General features: G+C 36.9%; 16 protein-coding genes. 1 reads left to right on the top strand and 15 read right to left on the bottom strand.

The window, feature by feature from the left end; translation table 11 throughout:
- Window positions 1-29: 29 nt before the first annotated feature.
- From ACJVDK_RS07245 to ACJVDK_RS07195, 11 genes are all read right to left on the bottom strand, one after another.
- Window positions 30-2,885: an MSEP-CTERM sorting domain-containing protein gene (locus tag ACJVDK_RS07245; protein ID WP_443939613.1), complete on the bottom strand. Its 2,856-nt coding sequence runs from the start codon at window positions 2,883-2,885 to the stop codon at window positions 30-32.
- The gene (xrtK, locus tag ACJVDK_RS07240; protein WP_443939612.1) at window positions 2,869-3,399 is read right to left on the bottom strand and encodes an exosortase K; all 531 of its coding nucleotides are present in this window, start codon (window positions 3,397-3,399) and stop codon (window positions 2,869-2,871) included. The genes ACJVDK_RS07245 and xrtK overlap by 17 nt, the downstream gene beginning before the upstream one ends.
- 22 nt (window positions 3,400-3,421) lie before the next feature.
- The gene (locus ACJVDK_RS07235) at window positions 3,422-4,954 is read right to left on the bottom strand and encodes a DUF4153 domain-containing protein (protein ID WP_443939611.1); all 1,533 of its coding nucleotides are present in this window, start codon (window positions 4,952-4,954) and stop codon (window positions 3,422-3,424) included.
- A 46-nt stretch (window positions 4,955-5,000) separates the two neighbouring features.
- Entirely contained in the window at window positions 5,001-5,297 is a 297-nt protein-coding gene (locus ACJVDK_RS07230; protein WP_443939610.1) for a winged helix-turn-helix domain-containing protein, read from the bottom strand.
- 5 nt (window positions 5,298-5,302) lie between these two features.
- Window positions 5,303-5,935, bottom strand: coding sequence for a hypothetical protein (locus ACJVDK_RS07225; RefSeq protein ID WP_443939609.1), 633 nt, complete (start codon window positions 5,933-5,935; stop codon window positions 5,303-5,305).
- Window positions 5,936-6,188: 253 nt separating this feature from the next.
- Complete coding sequence (gene dprA, locus ACJVDK_RS07220) at window positions 6,189-7,283, bottom strand: DNA-processing protein DprA (protein ID WP_443939608.1); 1,095 nt, start codon at window positions 7,281-7,283, stop codon at window positions 6,189-6,191.
- Between the two features lie 59 nt (window positions 7,284-7,342).
- Window positions 7,343-7,609, bottom strand: coding sequence for a hypothetical protein (locus ACJVDK_RS07215; protein WP_443939607.1), 267 nt, complete (start codon window positions 7,607-7,609; stop codon window positions 7,343-7,345).
- 144 nt (window positions 7,610-7,753) lie between these two features.
- The gene (locus ACJVDK_RS07210; protein ID WP_443939606.1) at window positions 7,754-9,268 is read right to left on the bottom strand and encodes a S41 family peptidase; all 1,515 of its coding nucleotides are present in this window, start codon (window positions 9,266-9,268) and stop codon (window positions 7,754-7,756) included.
- An 8-nt stretch (window positions 9,269-9,276) separates the two neighbouring features.
- Entirely contained in the window at window positions 9,277-9,882 is a 606-nt protein-coding gene (locus ACJVDK_RS07205) for an HAD family hydrolase (RefSeq protein WP_443939605.1), read from the bottom strand.
- Window position 9,883: 1 nt separating this feature from the next.
- The gene (locus tag ACJVDK_RS07200; RefSeq protein WP_443939604.1) at window positions 9,884-10,351 is read right to left on the bottom strand and encodes a hypothetical protein; all 468 of its coding nucleotides are present in this window, start codon (window positions 10,349-10,351) and stop codon (window positions 9,884-9,886) included.
- A gap of 68 nt (window positions 10,352-10,419) precedes the next feature.
- Entirely contained in the window at window positions 10,420-11,073 is a 654-nt protein-coding gene (locus ACJVDK_RS07195) for an ABC transporter ATP-binding protein (protein WP_443939603.1), read from the bottom strand.
- A gap of 454 nt (window positions 11,074-11,527) precedes the next feature.
- Between ACJVDK_RS07195 and ACJVDK_RS07190 the strand changes: the two genes are divergently transcribed.
- Window positions 11,528-12,889, top strand: coding sequence for a pyridoxal-phosphate dependent enzyme (locus tag ACJVDK_RS07190; protein WP_443939602.1), 1,362 nt, complete (start codon window positions 11,528-11,530; stop codon window positions 12,887-12,889).
- Window positions 12,890-12,997: 108 nt separating this feature from the next.
- Here ACJVDK_RS07190 and murA read toward each other — a convergent pair whose 3' ends face one another.
- The 4 genes from murA to ACJVDK_RS07170 form a co-directional block, all read right to left on the bottom strand.
- Window positions 12,998-14,323: a UDP-N-acetylglucosamine 1-carboxyvinyltransferase gene (murA, locus tag ACJVDK_RS07185; RefSeq protein ID WP_443939601.1), complete on the bottom strand. Its 1,326-nt coding sequence runs from the start codon at window positions 14,321-14,323 to the stop codon at window positions 12,998-13,000.
- 71 nt (window positions 14,324-14,394) lie between these two features.
- Window positions 14,395-15,066: a DUF4290 domain-containing protein gene (locus ACJVDK_RS07180; protein ID WP_443939600.1), complete on the bottom strand. Its 672-nt coding sequence runs from the start codon at window positions 15,064-15,066 to the stop codon at window positions 14,395-14,397.
- Between the two features lie 315 nt (window positions 15,067-15,381).
- Window positions 15,382-15,876 (bottom strand): SixA phosphatase family protein, encoded by a 495-nt coding sequence (locus ACJVDK_RS07175; protein ID WP_443939599.1) that lies wholly within the window; start codon window positions 15,874-15,876, stop codon window positions 15,382-15,384.
- Window positions 15,869-16,900 (bottom strand): glycosyltransferase family 9 protein, encoded by a 1,032-nt coding sequence (locus ACJVDK_RS07170; protein WP_443939598.1) that lies wholly within the window; start codon window positions 16,898-16,900, stop codon window positions 15,869-15,871. Before ACJVDK_RS07170 ends, ACJVDK_RS07175 begins: the two co-directional genes overlap by 8 nt.
- Between the last annotated feature and the right edge of the window lie 219 nt (window positions 16,901-17,119).

Here is a 17,119-nt window from a genome sequence, read left to right as displayed (position 1 = left end):
GTTTCATATAAAGATAATGCAGTTGTGTATCAGCCGAAAAAGACCGAAAGTTTTTTTCGCTTGGATGTAAATTTTAGTCGATAATAAGTTCGAAGCTTTCCCTTATTTCTGTAGCCAATGAAAAGTAACAATGCTGCCAATAAAAGGCTCAAGTTAGGTTCGTCCATTCTTTGGGTATCCTCATCGGGATCGAGGTTTTTGTTTCCGGATAAAATTTGTTTTTGTTTTTTCATTAACGCAATTTTTTGTGCTTCATTTTCTACAACCAAGTAGGAGGTAAAAGGAGAAAGAATGCCGCTTTGCATGCTTTGTCGTATCAAGCTTAGGTGCTGCTCTTCGCTGGCCGATTTGTAAAATAAAACATTTGTCCAAACGCCTTGTAAATGAAGTCCAGTGATCCATTTGGTCGTTTTATTTGAGAGGTTATCGTTTTTGAATTCATTTTTATTGAACAGAAATGAAGCTTGATTATCATCTGGCAAATAAAAGGATTCAGCCGTTTTTGTTTTCCAAACGCGAACCGGCAGTGCCGATATAGCGCGCACATTTTCTTTTCGTAATTTCGCGTGCTCCACTAATGAATGGCTCCATAAATTATTTTCCGTATCGAGCTCATAAAATAAATCAGATTCTGGGAAAGCCATCTTGTAATCGGCAAAATCATCAGGTAAGAGTTCAATTTTTGAATCATTTGATACAAGAATGATAACTGGAAACGAATTGTCATGCTTGCTCATTCTATCTGTTAAAATCTCTTTTATCGCCCCTTCAGCATAAAATCCACCTTGAAAAGTCTGTTCAGATAAGCGCTTTTTCCAGTTCAATGTGTACGCTATACTGTCCATCGTCGCATTGGTGAAATCAATTTCAATCTGACTGGGATTGATTTTCTTTTGTGCAACAAATTGTGTTATTCGTTGAATATATGAATCAATATGAGATTCCTTTCCGCTAGAAACATTCACTATGAAATGATATTTAGCGCTTCTTTTAACGAGCGGAAGATTTTTTTTCTGATTGGCAGGAATGTAATTGGAACCATTTATGGATGCTATTTTAGCGGAAGAATTTTTTGTCATATTTCCTAAAACAACCGACTTGCCGTCAATTTTAAACGTGAAAGGTTCTTTGTGTAAAAGCTCAATACCACTCTTGCGTGTTTCTTTTGCTGCAAAAGGAAATATTTTGAAAGCAATTTTATTTCCTGTTAAATAATATAAAATGCCAGGGTCGCGTCTTTCGTTTCGTATATTCGAAAATACCCAAAGCGCTGATTTTTTTTCGGCAAGGATACCGTATTCTTTTCGTTTGCCGACGTACAAATAATAGTTGCTAACCCAGCACCCTGCAGGTAAATTAAATACCGTTTCAAAACTGTTTAAGTCAATTTTACTATCGTTGCGAAGTTCAAAATCAATGGTGCTTCTCCAAGCATTCTGACTGGAGTCGAACATACTGTTTGCGGTAATTTTAGCCATTTTAACATCGTGTGGAAATGGAGGTTCAAGTACAGTATTTTCTTCATAGGTTCCGTCAAAAATGGCGGCAAGTTTTCTAATTTTTTTATCAGATAAGGCCAAGTTATCCAATACTAACCAATTAAAATAAGGCGATAAAAAAGGCTGATGCTGATTGCCTAGTTCGTTTCGATGGCTTTTGTTTCGCTGGATTTTATCCAAGGTTTTTAAAAGCGATTGACTATTAATGTGGTATTTTTTTGTGTAATCTCGGCTATAAACGTATTCTAGTGCGTTATTTAAGGTGTATTTATCGTGTAAGTTACACACCGTAATGGTTGTGGGTAAAATTAAAAAAGCGCTGCAGCCAAGAAAAATAAGCCTCGTGGTTGGATAGAACTGTTTTAGTACTTGATATTCTTGGTAAAAGCAATTGGTTTGGATAATAAATAAGACCAAAGGAGCAAGTAGTAGGAAGCCGAACCCAATAAAAATTACGGCAGGCAGGGCTAGGGGTAAAAATGGAAGAAATACCAAGAAAAAATAAAGTGTAAAAGGATAACATGCAAGCAAGGCAATAAAGCGAATCAACCTAAAACGCTTACTTTGGATAGGACTTAAGCAAAGTATGAGCGCATTTAGAACGGTAAGGATGTAAAACCATAAGCTACTAAAGTCACCGAATACATTGCTGCCAAATCCATATTGAGGAGAAAACACCCCATTGTTGATTAATAATCCGAGGAAGGGGAGGATGAGGCAAAAAATCACTTTTAAAATAATCTCATATTTTACAAGAATTCCTGATCGGCGAATGGTTAGTAGATAAAATCCACGACTGATAAAGAATAAGAAAAATATAGAGGCAGAAATAACTAATACAACGAATGCATGTTGTTCAAAATTTGAGTTAATGCCTTGCCATAAAGGCAAATTAATTTGTACAAATACATATACCAATATGGGAATAAAAAGGCTGTATAAAAAGCTTAACCAGGGTGATGATGCGGTACTTTTTTTACTTGATTTTACTACTAAAATGAAGAGGGCGTGTATGAGCGAAGGCATCAGAAAGGTGCCCGAATAATAAAGAGGATCGATATTAATCATCCAATTAGGAACACTGAAGGGAATAAAGGAACTTTCATTATCTACCAATGCATATAGAAACGCGGAGTAGAAAACTAAGTTGAGTATAGCATGGTAAGCAGAAATGGGTGCTTTTTTTGCCATGCAAATTCCGGCATAAACCATTTGAAATGTAGTTAAAACGATTAGCCAAACAGCGTACTCTTTCCAAATGGCTACATTATCTGTATCCATTAAGTTTCTAATTATTGTAAATTGACCATAAAGCAAAAAAAGTAAGAGGATCGAAGGCAAAATGGTCAGTGCAATAATCCATCGTGGGTTAAACAGATTTTTCATTAGGTGCAAATTTTTCAAGTAAATAGTTGAGTGCTTTGTAGGTTAAAACCAAGAAAAAGAGGTAGATAAAAGTGCCTTCAGTTTGGTGTAGAACTGCTTCTGCACTTTTTGAAAAGAAAAAAGAACGATTGATAATTACTGAGGATACAATACGAGAAGCATTCACAAACACGGTTAGTATCCAGCTGAAAATCAATGAAATTGTTAGGATTACTCCTGCTGAAAAACCGTTTTTTAATTGATTCACCGCTAAATAATAGCTTAGAATAAAGCTCAATAACATGAAATTAAAACCGGAACAAGCCTTTTCAATCGTAATGTTTAGATCGTGATGGAAATACCCGATTCCGTGTAAGTATGAGGCTTTTGTTGAAAGCAATAAAGAGACCAGGAAATTGGTTGGACCAAGTATAAATGAAAGCTGTTCGGTAGTTAGAACCGTGTAAAGAGCCTTTAAAAGTAAAAACAAAAGAATTCCAATTGCAATGCGGAAAGTGTTTCTGTTGAGTTTCATTTTTCTGATTTTATTTCATTGATTACTTACTGATTCCAAAATATTCGGCCGTTCTCCAATCTTGTAAATTCCATCCTAACCAATTGCGTACCTCATATGAATTTTTGAATCCATCAATTCTATTGTCTAGGCGTTTTAAAAAGGTTTCTTGATTTGGTTTGCTGGCAATGTTAAACTTGACCCTGTTTTGATCCAGTATCGGAAGCGTTTTATTCGATAAGGAAAGTAGATGATTGCAATCAATGTTTGATGAATCCATTTGAGCGATGTTGTATTTTACAATAGCCACATCCCAATTAATTACGCTGAAAGCCAATAAAAGCGCGTACCAAATATTACCATTTACTTTGAGTAAATAGAACAAGGTTTTTTGTTGCTGAACTTTAAGGTAAACAGTTGCCAAGCCTACGAAACAAAGCGTAGCGAATACCAATACCCCAATTCTTTTGTACGTTAGGCCGTTTTGATCGATGTAATATCCATCGCGTATGACCACAGAAATCACAAGAATGCAATTTTGAATTATCCAGGCATACACCAACTGACGAAGCAATTTATTTTTACTGTAAAAGTTTAAGTTGGCCCGGAAGAAATAAAGAATAACCATCATGGCTAATACGATGCTGAAAATAAGTACGTTGGTGCCATTGTGGAGTTCTGCTGAATAACCATCGGAAGGTTGATAGTTGAACCAAACAGTAGAAATATCGATCCCATTTAAAAAAAGCAACATCACATTTAGCGCTGTAAAGGATACGATTGCTGTGATATATTCTGTTTTTAACGCAAGGTTTCGGGTAAGTAAATTACCGGCAAATATGAAGGCCATTTCGTACCAGGGATTATTTTGTTTGCGATTAAGACGCTTTCTAAGGTGTTTCTCTTGTTGCTTGCATTCCGCATTTTCAATGTTTTTATCTTGATAAACGATAATTAGAGCCCCGGTAACACCAATACCAAAAATGAAATGCATAAACTGGCCAATGGTTAGATTTTTGAAGAAGAAATTCAATACAGCCGTAAAGCTGTCAGCAAGCTGCTGAAGCATATCTTCTATAAATTTTGCAAAAATGCTGTTGGCGAGGCTATATAAAATCGTGAAAATAAATACGATAAAGCAAGGCAATAACACGTATTTGATTAATTTTTTTAAGGGATGGAGGTTGTAATTGCCAATCGTAATCTTTAAAGCGGTTTGAATAAAGGAGATTGGAAGGGTAAAGAAATGAACAAGCCCAATCCAAAGCGCAGTGAGCACACTTCGGATGTGCTGTGTATGGCTAAAACCAATAAAAATAACCATACTGAAATAATAGGCCGTTAAGGACAAATCAGAATGATTAATGATAACGAGTATGGCTGCAAAAAGATGAGCAAGTGCATACAGTTTAAATTTAAGGGTCTTTACTGCTTCATTGTTGCAGCAGTTTATCGCAATGATAAATACACTGTAAATAAGTAGATTAACGGATGAGCCGTTGCCCCAAAACAAAAAGTTAAAGAGAAATCCACCGACAATGGATAAGAGGATGACTTGGTTTGCTTGATTTTTCATTTTTTAAAAGTGCTTTGTATTTCAAAGTTGATAGTCAAAAAAAGAATTAGAGTTTCTGTATCATTTTTTCAAGCGCATCTAAATGTGCTTTGAAAGATTCTTTTCCCAAAGGAGTAATGGAGTAGGTGGTGCTGGTTTTTCGTCCGATAAAGCCTTTATGCACCTTTATAAATTCTGCTTGCTCCAACGTGTTTACATGTGAAGCCAAGTTTCCATCGGTTAACTCGAGCATTTGCTTTAAATCGTTGAAACCAATTTCATCGTTTACAATCAGAATCGACATTACACCTAATCGAATCCTGCTGTCAAATATTTTATTTAAATCTGCTATCGGGTTTTTCATATAAATTAGCTTTTCTCGTACTTGAAATACATTAAAAGCCCGTACAGAATATGTAAGATGCCAAATCCAGTGGCCCAAAAAATAAGCCCATAACCTGGGAAAAACAAGCAAATTAAGCCCAAAACAAGTTCACAAAGGCCTAAATAGCGGATATCAGAATAGGTATATTTACTGGCATTAATTAATGCCAGTCCGTAAAAGATTAAACAAGAGGGGGCAATGATGCTGTAAATTCCTTCAAGTCGGATTAACAATGCAATAATGAAGAGACCACCTGCAACCAAAGGGATGGCCAAATTGAACAGCATGGCTCTCGATGTTTTATCCCAGATTGGGAGCTTGTTCTTTTTACTTTTGCGGTAGGTGAATAAAACCCCTCCAGCTAAAGCAACAAATAAAATTCCAAAAGCCAGTTTAATTAAACTAATTTCCAAGTCTATAACGCCGTTATAACCGTTTTCATAGCCTTTTTGATGTAAGTAGCTGTTGATTTTGATATTGGCCATATACGCTCCAATTAACGCAACAATTCCGGCAAAAACACCTGATAAACCACTCAAGGAAATAAACCTCGATGAGCGATCCATGAGCTGTCTAATGTCTTTTAATGTGTTGAGTTGTTCTTCTGTGTTGGTCATTTTAAAAGTACTTTGTTTTTCAAAGTTAAATATAAAATTGGATTCTCCAAATTTGTAATGAAATTATTTTTGTGTTAAAGGCTTTGGCGATACATGTTTACTTTCTGGAAAGGTGAGAGGAGGGAGTAAAGTAAAAAGGGGCAAGGTGATTCCTTCTGCATATAGGTGGATTCTGTTACGGCTTGATGCGTGATAGGTCAAGTTTAGACATCCGTATTTATCCAGCTATACAAAGCGCTAACACCGTATTCGTTTAAATTATTTTATAAATTTTTCCGGGTAATGAGACCAAAATCCCTTGCATCTCCAACGTAAGCAGTATAATGGCCAACTTGCTTTGTTTTATGGAGATGTGGAAAGCGAGTTCATCAATCGTCAATGGACCGTTTATTAACACATCTACCACTTTTTTCTCTTCAGCGTTTAAGTTTACATGCATTTTGGTTTGTACCATTGCTAAAGGTTGTTTTAGGTTGATGTCCCAACCCAAGTAGTAAATTAAATCATGCGCATTGTTTATCAGCCCTGCCCGGTTGGTTTTAATTAAGAAGTTACAACCTTCCGAGTAAGGATCGCTTGCTCTTCCTGGGAAAGCATATACATCGCGATTATATGAATTGGCAATTTCGGCAGTAATGAGTGCACCACCTTTTTTGGTCGCTTCTACCACAATAACAGCATCGGCTAAACCGCTAATGATGCGGTTTCGTTTGGGGAAATTCTGCGAATCGGGGCTGGTAAGGATTGGGAACTCGGTTAATAAACCACCATTTAAAACCATTTTTTGTGAAACACTTTTATGCGTGGCAGGATAAAGCCTATCGAGGCCATGCCCTAAAACGCCCACGGTAGGTATTTTACAGGCAATACTTTCTTTATGAGCAGCAACATCAATTCCATAAGCGAGTCCGCTAACTACTAACAAGTCATACGGGGCTAACTCTTCAATTAATTGCTTGCATAAAATTCTGCCATACTCGGTTGCATTTCGGGTGCCTACAACGCTGATAATACGAGGGTGATTCAAATCAGCATTCCCTTTATAATAGAGCAATAAAGGAGCATCGTAGCAATTCTTTAAGCGTTTGGGGTAGTTGTTATCGGTAAAGAAAAGCACTTGGATATCGTGCTTTTCAATAAATTCGAGTTCTTCCTTGGCTCTTTCTAGTGCATTGGTGGATAAAATAGCTTCTGCTGTTTTTTTTCCAATACCGGGAATTTGAAGTAATTGCCGTTCACTTGCTGCAAATACCTTTTCGGCACTGCCGCAATAGGCTAATAAGTTTTTAGCATGTACGGGGCCAATAGAATGGATAAAAGTTAATGCGATTTTATAAAGGATACTCATTCATTTTTAAGCTAAGGTTATAAATGCGGGGATGATTTATTTCCTTGCAGAGTATGCGCTTAAAAATCGATATCAATTAAACTTTTTGTTGGTATATGAATGTTGTTTTTTAATTGTATATACTTTTCTGTTACTGCCCATACCGTAGTATAGACTTTTTTTGGACCAATGGTAGTATTAAACGTAATGGTAGCCTTCGCTTTAAATTCGTTACCTAAACGTTGAGCTTCAATAAGTTTTGTTTTTAATTCCTCCGAATGATCTTCTTTTGCATTTATAATATTTACATAGTCTAAATGTTCTTTTTCAATTAATTCTATAGTCATGGCGTCTTTTAACGATTAAAGTTAAACAAGCTTATTAAATTTTTACCTAAAAAACAACCCAAAAATGATGTTGTCTAAAAGTTTTAAAATAAAAAAAGACCAACATCGTAAATACTGGTCTTTTTTTATTTGAAGAGTCAGTATTTATTTGAATTTCATTTTTCTTGTTTCAACCATTCCTTTAAATGTATGGTCGAGTTGATCATTTATTTGATCGTTTTTTGATTTAACCCCTTCATTCACACTGCTTAATCCATTATTTTGCGTTACTGCAGTAAATTTGTTATTCGCTGAATAATATAAAGCTTGTGCAAGCATTTTTTCTGTTGGATCACCAAAAGATTTGGTTAAATCATCTAAAACATCTTTGTTTACATCCAATCCATCAAAATAATCGCCATAATTGGCTGAGTTTTTTGTCTGAAATTGCGGGATATATAAATCACTTTTATTAATTCTGAGGGCAAAAAAACCAATGGGTTTGCCGTAGGTTTTGCTTCCAATTAACTTAACGTCTATTACCGGACTTAAATTGTTTATCACCAATTCGCTTGCCGAAGCAGTTGCCTTGGTTACTAAAAAATATACCCGATTCAGCGTGCTAAGTGTGCCTTTTTTGGTAAATAATTCTTGGTTTGAGGCTGCTAAAGTTGGTTTATAGGAATAATCTAAAAACGAATATAAACGAGAAACGCCATCCATTCCTGTGGCATAAAATTTTTGATTTTCTAAAATCGTAGCCAATCCATCTTGCATGGTTTGATTAAAATAGGTCGTGTTCATCACTTTTCCACTTTGACTGGCCGGTACAATTAAATTCGTTAATAAACTTGCTGTCGAAACGGCTCCTCCGCCGTTGTAGCGTAAATCAACTATTAATTCTGTAATCCCTTCGTTTGCAAAGCTTTTAAAAAGATTTTCTAGTCCTGATGCCGTGTTGGTAGTAAAGCTATTAAACACAAAATAGCCAACTTTTTTAGTTCCTACGGTAAAAACGTTGCTTGCTAAAATAGGGTTTACTTTGTATGAAGCGCGATTAATGGTAACCTCCAAAAGTGTTTTATCTGGCTTTTGAAGTACTAAGCTAATGGAAGCATTGCTTCCAAAAATTGATGCATTTAGAAAATCAACATCGCTTTGTGTTGCTCTTGAAACAACTCTTCCGTTTACAATTAAAATAGCATATCCTCTTTTTAAATTAGCGGTGTTGGCCGGAGATGCTGCATACACCAATTTAACGCGTAAGGTATCGTTCGCATCAAATTGCGCAGAAAACCCGTAATCACCAGCAGTTCCACTTAACTGTGTTGCAACGGTTCCATCATCCATAAAAGAGTATTTATCCTTCTTTTGGGTGCTTGATAATGCTTTTAAGGCTTCAATAACTTGATTATTACTGCTGTACTTGCGTGGGTTAAAAGTGTCGTACGAAGGCATTCCTACATTCCATAAATAGGTTTGCTTCGCATATAAAAAAATGGAATCTCTTGTTAAAAAATCACGATTGGTCGTTGCTGTTTGAAGTGCATTGGTTTCCGGTACTACCGATAAATCTTGTTCTTCAGGCGTACTCTTATTTTTTTTACACGCCAGTAATAAAGCAAAAGTAACTATAATAAAGCCCCATCTGGCTTTTTGCGCCGTCACAATATTAATCATTTTATTAATTAAAGTATATCTACGGATACAATATACGATAAATAATGAAATTCAGTTTCCCTTTCATTATTTTTATTATTGCCCACTACCAACAATTCATTAGTAGTGATATTTTCAGCCTTTATTATCTCTTCGTAAATGGCCGATTTTGTTTTATTAAGCTCCTGTGTAAAGTATACGGTCAGGTATTCTCCTAAGCCGTTCCACTCCGTTTGTTTAATTTTATTGAGTTGTTCCTCAGGATCTCCATCTGTTACAATGCAAATCTTGATTCGATTCACGACAAGCTCTTGTAGGAAATTTAAAATGTTCTGAAAAAGCAATAATTTAAGGGGTAGGCGAGCGGTTTTATGCAGTAAATCGAAGTTATATTTAAAGGCAGGAGATAAATCGAACTGCTTAACTGTTTTTCCAAATAAATCGGTTTCGCCATGGGCGATATATTCCGATTGCATGAAATCGAGGATTGGCTTGGCCTCTTTTTGATCCGTGTATTCAATAAATTGTGCAAATAGATAATACAACTGTAGCAGGTAATCTTTCTTTGGGTACAATACGTCGTCCAGTTCAAAAACAACTACTTTTTTATCTTTTGCAAATGCGTAATTTTCCATCTTATACCGTAAAAAGTTTAAAAGTTTGTCCGTCGGTAGCAAAAACGCCGTTTAAATTGGTCTTATGCTCTTTGTTGCCGTTTGATGAAAACACGGATTCACCCTTCACAAAAATGGCAAAATCGGGGAAAGTTGTTTTTTCTGTATCTATATATTGTTCAATTTCATCGGCACTGGGCAGCAAAACATCAATGCCGTATTCTTGAAATAACACCGCTGATTTAGCCAAGGGCTCCAGTTCGTACGGGTGTAAAGGAATAATGCTGTCGATAGATTCTGTCAGGCAAAAGTTCAGTAAAATATGTGCAATACTCTCTTTGTTGAGGGCTCCAAGACTTTTGAACGCATAATTTTCAGTCAGGATTTCAGGCACATCGCCGTAATCAGCCAACAAAACAAAATGATGGGGAAAAGCTTTTAAGAGCTTCATGGCTTTGGCACTGTTTGCGCCTGTAATTAATATTTTCAATGTAAATGATAAAGCGTTAGTCTGTAAAATTATCTGAAATTCAGTCTTTTTGGATTAGTTTTTTTGTTTTAAACGGCAATTAATCCATCTTTCATGGTTACTACACGATCGCTCGTGCTTGCTAAATGTTCGTTGTGGGTTACAATTACAAAGGTTTGTTTAAAGGTATCGCGTAAAGTGCCAAAAAGTTGATGAAGCGCCGCCGCATTTTCGGAATCAAGGTTTCCGGAAGGTTCATCGGCTAAAATTATGGATGGGTTATTAATTAATGCACGTGCAATGGCTACGCGTTGTTGTTCTCCGCCCGATAATTGATTTGGTTTGTGGTGTATACGCTCTTTTAAGCCAAACAATTCTAAAATTTCTGTAGCTCTATTTTCGGCTTGCTTTTTACTTGTTTTAGCTATAAATGCTGGAATGCAGACATTCTCAAGTGCTGTAAATTCTTGCAACAAATGATGAAACTGAAATACAAAACCAATGTTTTTGTTCCTGAAAACACTTAACAAATCGCCATTTAGGCCATTTATTTTAGTGCCATTTAGTTCCACAGTGCCCGTGTCTGGTTTATCTAAAGACCCAAGGATGTGCAACAAGGTACTTTTTCCTGCTCCAGATGGTCCGATGATACTGACAATTTCACCCTTTTCAACCTCGAAATTGACTCCTTTTAAAATGGGTAAATTTCCGTACGATTTTGTTATTCCACTGGCTTTTAACATGGCTCAAAAATAGCTAATTGCTAACAAAGAAAAAAGGTTGATTACTATAGTGCTAAATTTGATTGTTTATCTGTTAAGTAGCGCTGTTTTTTTATTGTTGCCAAAGGATTCTGCCGGCGTACTTAAACGCGATAGGAGTGATATCCTTTTGGCGCGTAGGGATAAGGACTTGGTACAAAAGATAAAACGGATAGTGGGACTGCTGTTTCCGAAACGCAGGGAGCTTGCTTTTCTAGAAATAAGAATACTTTTTATGGAAAATTGGCTTGGTTTTTTCTTGAAATATTTCGGTCGCTAAAAATGTATAATGGCGTTTTGCCTAATAATCAATCTATAATTCCTATCATTATAATAGATTAAGGAATTAAATTTTGATAAAATGTAAAAAATAATATAATATTCTAATTTTATATGCTTGTATAAAATACTAAATGCTATTTCTTAATTTTGCTTTATGTGGTACAACAATATTTTAGAAACGATTGGCAATACGCCATTGGTAAAATTAAACTCGATAACAAAGGGAATTCCGGCCACAGTTTTGGCAAAAATTGAAACAACAAATCCGGGTAACTCCATCAAAGACCGTATGGCGCTTAAGATGATTGAGGACGCGGAAAAGAGTGGAAAGTTAAAGCCAGGTGGTACCATTATCGAGGGAACTTCAGGAAACACTGGTATGGGGCTTGCTATGGCGGCTATTATTAAAGGGTATAAATGTATTTTTACAACCACGGATAAGCAATCGAAAGAGAAAGTAGATGCCTTGCGTGCTTTTGGTGCTGAAGTAATTGTTTGTCCTACCAACGTTGAACCTGAAGATCCACGTTCTTATTATTCTGTTTCATCGCGTTTAGAGCGAGAGGTGCCTAATTCATGGAAACCAAATCAATATGATAATTTAGCAAATTCAGAAGCGCATTACGAGCAAACTGGTCCGGAAATTTGGGAACAAACGGAAGGTAAAATTACCCATTTGGTTGTGGGAGTAGGAACCGGGGGTACGATTTCGGGTGCTGGAAGATATTTGAAAGAGAAAAATCCTGCTATACAAGTTTGGGGAATTGATACATACGGTTCGGTTTTTAAGAAATACAAAGAAACAGGCATTTTCGATAAAGATGAGATTTATCCTTACATCACAGAAGGCATTGGGGAAGATTTTCTACCTGCGAATGTGAATTTTGATGTAATTGATTTATTTGAAAAGGTGACCGATAAAGATGCCGCTTTAATGACCCGAGACGTTACACGTAAAGAAGGTATTTTTGTAGGCAATTCGGCCGGAGCTGCGGTTGCAGGCTTGTTGCAATTGAAAGATAAATTAAAGCCAGAGGACGTTGTAGTGGTTATTTTTCACGACCACGGAAGTCGCTACATGGGGAAAATGTACAACGAAGATTGGTTACGCGAACGCGGTTTCTTACAAGATGAAAAGCTAACGGCGAAATCGATTCTTGCCAAAAAGGAAAGTGCCGAAATTGTAACACTTGATGAGCAGAAGACGGTATTAGAAGCGATTAATACCATTAAATCAATGAATATCTCGCAAATTCCAGTTACGCAGAAAGGAATGATTGTAGGTAAAGTTGCGGAAAGTGATATTTTATCAGCGTTACTTGAAAACCCGAGCTTAAAATCGGCACCCGTTGCCGAAATTATGACAGGTACTTTCCCTTTCGTTGATTTGAATACCTCCATTGATAAAATATCCTCGTTAATTAATAAAGAAAATTCGGCGGTGTTGGTGGAGGATGAGCTAGGTAAAATTGAAATTATTACGCAGTACGACGTTATCAACGCTATTTCAGGTTAAACTATTTTTTATCCACTTATGAAAAACAAAACGTCCGGGAAATATACTTTTCCGGACGTTTTGTTATGTTGCGTTTTAGGTAAATTTTACCCATTCTAGCAAAATGTATTAATGCGTTGGCGCATCCACATTTACACGTTTAATTTGTGCACCCAATGCACGTAAACGCGTGTCGATATCTTGATAGCCACGTTCAATTTGTTCGATGTTAAAAATGGTCGATTTACCTTCGGCAGATAAAGCTGCAATTAACAACGAAACACCGGCTCTAATATCGGGCGAAGTCATGCTTATGCCACGTAATTTGTATTTTTTGTCAATACCGTTAACCGTTGCACGGTGTGGGTCGCAAAGGATAATTTGTGCACCCATGTCAATTAGTTTATCTACGAAGAATAAACGGCTTTCGAACATTTTTTGATGAATCAGTACATTTCCTTTTGCTTGGGTAGCCACCACCAGTACAATGCTCAATAAATCGGGAGTAAAGCCTGGCCAAGGAGCATCGGCAATGGTTAAAATTGAACCATCAATAAAGGTGTCAATTTCATAATGCTTTTGCGATGGAACAAAAATATCATCGCCTCGGCGTTCTAATTTAATACCTAGTTTTTTGAAAACATCTGGAATTACGCCCAACTCATCGTACGATACGTTTTTAATGGTAATTTCCGATTCGGTCATGGCTGCCAGACCAATAAAAGAACCAATTTCAATCATATCAGGTAACATTCTGTGTTCTGTTCCACCCAATTTGGTTACACCTTCAATGGTTAATAAATTAGAGCCAATACCCGAAATTTTGGCGCCCATACGGTTCAGCATTTTGCAAAGTTGTTGCAAATACGGTTCACATGCAGCATTGTAAATAGTGGTAGTTCCTTTGGCTAAAACAGCAGCCATCACAATGTTTGCTGTACCCGTTACGGATGCCTCGTCTAATAATATATAGGCACCTTTTAAGTCGGTGGCATCCACATTAAAGAACGCTTTTTTGCTGTCGTATACAAATTTAGCACCCAGTCTTTCAAAGCCAATAAAGTGCGTATCTAAACGGCGACGACCAATTTTATCGCCTCCTGGTTTAGGAATAGCTGCTTTACCAAAACGGGCCAATAAAGGACCTACAATCATGATAGAGCCACGTAAACCACCACCTTTTGCTTTAAAAACATCCGATTCAAAAAAGTTTAAATCAATATTTTTCGCTTCAAAGGTGTAGGTGTCTTTATTTAAACGCTCCACTACAACACCTAAATCGCCTAAAAGCTCAATTAGTTTATTCACATCCTTAATGTCCGGAATATTGCTAATGGTAATTTTTTCTTCGGTAAGCAATACCGCAGAAAGAATTTGTAAAGCTTCATTTTTTGCGCCTTGGGGGGTAATTTCGCCTTTTAATTTAACTCCGCCGGTAATTTCAAATGCGTTCATATATTTTGTAATTAAATTGAATCATATAGCAGGCGCTCAATGTGCCCAGCCAATAGGTATGAATCTTTTTGTTAGTATTTCGATTTATTGTTGTTATTCCGTCCTCGGTTGTTATTGTTGTTATTCCGGTTTTTACCATTGTTGTTCCGGCCACGATTGTTGTTATTGTTGTTTCGGTTGTTGTTTTGTTGTCTAAATTCTACTTTAGCCAAATTCGTATTCTCTTCTAAGCGAAGTAAACCACCCGACAAATCATGCAAATCTTTCAAGATAGTCTCGTCCGAAACATTGTCTTTATTCCACGTAACGTAGGCCATTTTCATAAAGTTTGCAATGTTCTGAACCATGGCTTTTTTATGTTCAGGGTTTTCCTCGCGCATGGCTTTTTCAATTAAAACTTCCACCGTTTTACCATAATGTTTATAGGTAATACGTTGTTGCGGGTAGCCAATATGCTTGGGTTTCACATACGCATTCTCTGGTAGCGGCTTTGGATAAGGGCTATCTACATCAATTTGGTAGCCCGAAATAATGTGCAAATGATCCCAAAGTTTATGTTTAAAATCGGCAACATCGCGTAAATGGGGTTGTAAAAAGCCCATTAAATCAATTACGGCCTGGGCATATTTATTCCGTTCTTCAATGGTAGGCAATTCGCAGATATACTTTACCATATTTTGAACATTCCGTCCGTATTCAGATAAAATTAACTGGCTACGGGTAGTATTATAGTCAAAACTCATTTCTAGTAAATTTAAAGATTAATAAGCCAACAAACCGAATTATGAAATAACTACAAAGGGGAGTAGTTAAGAATTCACCGAAATGTCTATTGTTAGCTTTGCATTTAGCGCAGTCAAAGATAGTAAAATTATAATGATTGTTTTTTTATCATGAACTAATTTTTTTGAAAATGAATGGGAGTGGCGTTTCGGCTTGTGCAGTCCCGCTGTCGTTTCTGCCTCCCGCTGAAAAAATCGGGCGGGCATTCACTCGCATCGGGTTTAGAGTAGCACGATTATCGCTCTTGGCAAAATAAGCGCAGTCGCCTGAAAGAACTACAATTCGTCGGTGTTTTTGGGGTAATCAAAAAAGTTTAATGTTCCGATACCTTTGCTTACCATGCTCCAGCTATCAAAAGGAAAGGAGATGGAAACGATTCCTGCAGTGGGAATGTTGTAAATATCGCTGTTGCACAATTGGTTGGCAAAATCAGTGAAACCAGGATTATGCCCAAAAAGAACCACGGTTTCAGCCGAATCGGGTAGTTGATTTACAACCTTTAACAAGGCCGTTGTATTGGCTTCGTAAATGCTAGATTCGAAAGTAATTTCATCAAAATTTAAGCATTCGGCAAAGTACTGAGCGGTACTTTTGGCACGTTTAGCCGGACTGCTAACCAATAAATCAATTTGTAGTCCTTTATTTTTGAGTCGTTCGGCCATTTCAGGCGCATTTTGTTTACCTCGTTTATTTAAAGGTCGGTCAAAATCTTTTAAATCGTTGTTCCAATCCGATTTTCCATGTCTTACTAATAGAAGATGTTTAGCCATTTACTTTCTCTTTAATTTTAAGTACAATAGTTTCGGGTTCAATTAAGTCTATACAAGCATCAACACCACAAAGGCAAGGTTTGTTTCCGTAGATCGAATTTGGCCGGTTGGGATGATCAATTTGTAAGCAATCGCTTTCACTTTGGCCGTATCCTAAGAAACCTGCGTACGGATGCGTTGGTCCCCAAATGGAAACCACTGGAGCTCCCATTAGCGAAGCCATGTGCATGCCCGATGAATCCATACTTAACATCACATCTAAATTGGAAATAATAGCCAATTCTTCGGATAGGCTAAAGTTTCCAATCAAGTTATGAACATGCGTGTATTTCTGTTCCCATTCTTTGGCTATTTGTGCTTCCGCTTCGCCTCCGCCAAAAACAAAAAGCTTGTATCCCTCCACATCTAAAGCGACTAATACTTCTTCCATTTTGGATAAAGCGTAGACTTTGTATGGATGTTGCGCAAAAGGGGCAATCCCTATTTTCTTTGTCGAGGCATTTTCGAAAAATAGTTTTGCTTTATTAGGTAAGCTTTTAGGCGCTTGAACGAGTTGATGGCTCAAGTGTATTGGAAAGGCCAGTTCACGAAAAACATCAGCATAGCGTTCTACCGTTTGTTTTAACGGTTTTAGTATTTTGTTTCGCTTTCGGGTTAAGGCCTTTTTTTCGCTCCTTCCTTTATCAATTCGTTTGATGGGGATACCAGCCAAGCGAAAAAATGAAGAAATGGTTCTGCTCCGTAAATTATCGTGCAAATCTGCAATACCGGTCGGTTTATAGTGTTTTAATTCTTGGAAAAGTTTAAACAGGCCGTTTACACCCTTGTGTATTGTTTTGGGTTGTATGGGGTGAAAAATTAGGTTTTTAATATCCTCAAAAAATGGTTTAAACGCAATTCGACTCACCATCACCATTTGTACCGATGGATTTTGAGCCGAAAATTCGCGCAAAACAGCAGCCACCATTGCAACGTCGCCCATGGCTGAAAATCGTAGAATAACTAATTTTTGCTTTGATGACATGCTGTGTTGTTTAATCTTGCTGAATTGGTTGAATTGCTGAACTTTGGGAATTGCTAAACTGTTAAATCGTTAAATTGCTTCGTAGCTAAGTCCTAAACTATTTTCGGCGCTTGTTAAAATGGCTATTGTCATCTGAACACAGCGAAGAACCTCAAGGAACAAGTATTGGTTACGTATTTGTTTAGTATAGATTCTTCGCTATGCTCAGAATGACAGACT

The organism is Pedobacter paludisoli (assembly GCF_052344095.1).
Classification (GTDB): domain Bacteria; phylum Bacteroidota; class Bacteroidia; order Sphingobacteriales; family Sphingobacteriaceae; genus Pedobacter.
Note: the sequence above shows the minus strand (reverse complement) of the source record. Positions and strands in the feature narration are given on the sequence as shown.